This window comes from Okeania sp. (assembly GCF_983059655.1).
Genome location: NZ_CEZPJD010001010.1, coordinates 1 through 2,435, shown reverse-complemented (window position 1 = coordinate 2,435; position 2,435 = coordinate 1). Strand labels below are relative to the sequence as shown.

The window sequence follows — 2,435 nt, the reverse complement described above, 5'->3', positions numbered from 1 at the left end:
GTATATCGGAGTAGGCATTATTTATAAATCCATTACAAAATTTAAACTTTTTTAATTAACATATCATTACAGAAAAATTATTTTGGTCGATATTGTTTGGGGGTTAAACCTTCTATCTTTTTAAACACGCGTGAGAAATGATCTTGGTCGGAAAAGCCACAGGTAAAAGCAATATCAGCCATTAATTTATTAGGATTATCGATCATTTTTTTTGCTTGTTCGATACGGTAAGCCATCAATAATTGATAGGGACTTTGACCAATAGTTTGTTTAAATAAATGAGAGAAATGTGAAGGACTAAGACTGGCTTTTGCTGCCATATCTTCTAGTAAAATATTATTGCCATAATTAAGGGAAATGTAATCTAATACTTATTTGTATTGTTTGGCAGTGAAGCTTTTAGAAAATTCATATTCTTCTACTTGTAAGCCGTATTTTAGAATTAGTTTAGTCAGAAATATACGAGCAAAAGATTCAAACATTATTTGGGAGCCGAGTTTGCATTTTAAAGCTTCTAAAAGTTGGATTCCCGACTGAGTAATATCTTCATCTAAAAATTGTGGTAAATCTTTTAATTGCTGCTCGGAAAGTAAAATTCCTAATTCTGTTTGAGCAAATCTTTCAAATTTAATAGGTTCGAGAGTAATAATAATACACTTACTTTGAACGTGCCATTGCCAGCCACTTTCTACACCGGCAGGAGTAACAATTATTTCGTTTTTGTGATAAATAAAATCTCGATGTTCTCCATTGCGCCAATTTTCTACTCTATGAGGTTCTTCTTTTAAATTGATAGTAATATGATGTTGTTCGTACTTATTTATAGGCATCGAAGCAGGTTCGGCTTCAAAATATTCTAGAGTAAGTCATTTCAGTTATCAGTTATCAGTTATCAGTTATTAGTACCTCTGCAATAAGGAGGCTTGAAATAAGGAATATTCTCTTTTCTCTTGGTTGATTGGATATGGCGAGGAAACCTCGCCATCCGGAGACCGCTTTTTATTCCCTTAAAAGGGGAGGCTTTAGACCAGATATTTCTCGGTAAATCTGCTGCTAATGGACGTACTAAATCAAGGCTTTGTATCAGTGGTTCGGATGGATATATGTCTTGATATTTAGGCATTTTAAATTTTGCTTGAAGAAATAAATTTAGTAAGCATTAACCCGTCAGCTATCAGCTATTAATTTTGGGGAAGTTCAAGAATTTAGAATTTATAATTTAGAATTACTTCTCCATGAATTGGAAAGGCTTTATACCTTAATTTTTCGGTAAAAATAATTGAGAAATTGAGACAGAATAAAAGTTACTGTTAAAGTCTCCGGACTAAACCTTAATCGCTAAACTACTTCATCATAAATTATCCTAAATTTTTCCCATCATAAACTGAACTAAACCAGGGAATAATCGATAAGTTTCTGTTGCAAAAACAGCCGGACCTACTACTACTTCAGAATTATTATTTTTCACAGCATTCCAGATAGCTTCAGCAATATCTTTTGGCTGACTAACAAAATTAGATTTTAAAACAGAATTCATTTGTTGACGACTACTTTCTACTTCATAATTATCCCCACCACGAAACTGCGCCCTTTCCATAAAATCGCTATTAATAACCCCTGGATGTACAGAAATAACATTAATTCCTTTTGACTGTAATTCTAAACGTAAAGTATCAGTTAATCCGGTAACTGCATATTTACTAGCACAATAAGCGGTCATTTGTGGCAAAGGCATTTTTCCACCAATAGAACCAACATTAACAATTGTGCCAGATTTTTTTGACAAAAAATGGGGTAATAAAGCTTTTATTGTATTCACATAACCGAAAAAATTGACATTCATTAATTGTTGAAAATCTTCTAATGTTGTATGTTCCATTGCACCAGTCAAACAAATACCAGCATTATTAACTAATACATCGATTTTGCCATAAAAATCTATTGCTTTTTGCACTAAATATTCCACTTGTTTAGCATCAGTAACATCAGTAGGAATAGCCAAGGCAGAATTACCATTTGCCCTAACTTCATTAGCTGTTTCTACTAATTTATCTAATGTTCTAGCAGCTAAGACAATGTTATATCCTTTTCTAGCAAATAAAAGTGCTGTTGCTTTGCCACAACCTTGAGAAGCACCAGTAATTAAAACTGTTGGTAGCATTGTTTTTTTTATGGATAATTCAAATTTAATGTGTATAGCAGAAGGAAGAAGGAAAAAGCTTGCATTATCTGAGTTTTAAGTTTTTGATATGTCCTAATCTTTCCTTCGACTGCTATATAGAAAATAGTCTAATGTAACTCTAAAAAAAATGGCTGATAGCTAATAGCTGAATGCTGAATGCTTACCCACCTACAACCTAAAACCTTCTTCAACATCTAATCATCTTTTAACTTTCTTTTTCCTCTCATCCTTGCCAAAATTTGTAAGTCAACAC

At 32.6% G+C, this 2,435-nt stretch carries 4 protein-coding genes; all 4 read right to left on the bottom strand.

Features of this window, described 5'->3' with window-relative positions; all coding sequences use genetic code 11:
- Positions 1–77: 77 nt before the first annotated feature.
- The 4 genes from AC3DU7_RS31195 to AC3DU7_RS31180 all read right to left on the bottom strand — a co-directional run bounded on the left by AC3DU7_RS31195 (position 78) and on the right by AC3DU7_RS31180 (position 2,161).
- On the bottom strand, positions 78–359 hold the full coding sequence (locus AC3DU7_RS31195; protein ID WP_488043115.1) for a helix-turn-helix transcriptional regulator: 282 nt from the start codon (positions 357–359) through the stop codon (positions 78–80).
- Positions 360–371: 12 nt separating this feature from the next.
- Positions 372–830 (bottom strand): hypothetical protein, encoded by a 459-nt coding sequence (locus AC3DU7_RS31190; RefSeq protein WP_488043114.1) that lies wholly within the window; start codon positions 828–830, stop codon positions 372–374.
- A gap of 62 nt (positions 831–892) precedes the next feature.
- Positions 893–1,123: a hypothetical protein gene (locus AC3DU7_RS31185; protein ID WP_488043113.1), complete on the bottom strand. Its 231-nt coding sequence runs from the start codon at positions 1,121–1,123 to the stop codon at positions 893–895.
- Between the two features lie 240 nt (positions 1,124–1,363).
- The gene (locus AC3DU7_RS31180; protein ID WP_488043112.1) at positions 1,364–2,161 is read right to left on the bottom strand and encodes an SDR family oxidoreductase; all 798 of its coding nucleotides are present in this window, start codon (positions 2,159–2,161) and stop codon (positions 1,364–1,366) included.
- Positions 2,162–2,435 lie beyond the last annotated feature (274 nt).

Excerpts from the sequence above, each read along its gene's own strand:
- AC3DU7_RS31190 (WP_488043114.1), bottom strand. The coding sequence starts at position 830 with ATGCCTATAAATAAGTACGAACAACATCATATTACTATCAATTTAAAA.
- AC3DU7_RS31185 (WP_488043113.1), bottom strand. The coding sequence starts at position 1,123 with ATGCCTAAATATCAAGACATATATCCATCCGAACCACTGATACAAAGC.
- AC3DU7_RS31180 (WP_488043112.1), bottom strand. The coding sequence starts at position 2,161 with ATGCTACCAACAGTTTTAATTACTGGTGCTTCTCAAGGTTGTGGCAAA.